Origin of the sequence: Mesorhizobium sp. M1E.F.Ca.ET.041.01.1.1 (assembly GCF_003997355.1) — a bacterium.
Classification (GTDB): Bacteria; Pseudomonadota; Alphaproteobacteria; order Rhizobiales; family Rhizobiaceae; genus Mesorhizobium.
Map to the genome: position 1 here is coordinate 1 of NZ_RZSL01001180.1, position 670 is coordinate 670.

Here is a 670-nt window from a genome sequence, read left to right on the forward strand (position 1 = left end):
GCCATCTTGTCGCCCGGCTGCATCTTGCGCTTCACCGCCACGAAGACCTTGACCATCTTCATGACGCCCGGAGGCATTTCGTCGCCGCGCTGCACCTTCTCGACCTTGTCCATGAAGCGCTGCTCGAGCGCCTTCTTGGAGTCGTCGTACTGGCCGCGAAGCGCTTCCAGCTCGCTCTGGAGCTTCTCGTTCTCCACGGCGAACTGCCACCACTGCGAGCGCGGATACTCGTCAAGCGTGTCTTTCGACAGCTTCGAGCCCTTCTTGAAGCCCTTCGGTCCGGCGATCGCATCCTTGCCGACCAGCATGTCGGAAAGGCGCGAATAGACGTTGCGGTCGAGGATCGCCTGCTCGTCGTCGCGGTCCTTGGCCAAGCGCTCGATCTCCTCGCGCTCGATCGCCATGGCGCGCTCGTCCTTCTCAACGCCGTGGCGGTTGAAGACGCGCACCTCGACGACCGTGCCGAAGGTGCCCGGAGGCATGCGCATGGAGGTGTCGCGAACGTCGGAGGCCTTTTCGCCGAAGATGGCGCGCAGCAGCTTTTCTTCCGGCGTCATCGGGCTTTCGCCCTTCGGCGTGATCTTGCCGACCAGGATGTCGCCCGGCTGCACTTCCGCACCGATATAGACGATGCCGGCCTCGTCGAGGTTCTTCAGCGCTTCTTCCGAGA

The 670-nt window shown here is 63.3% G+C and carries 1 pseudogene; it reads right to left on the bottom strand.

From position 1 onward, the window contains the following. Window positions 1-670 (bottom strand): annotated as a pseudogene (locus tag EOA38_RS38225) (DNA-directed RNA polymerase subunit beta); the annotation flags it as partial.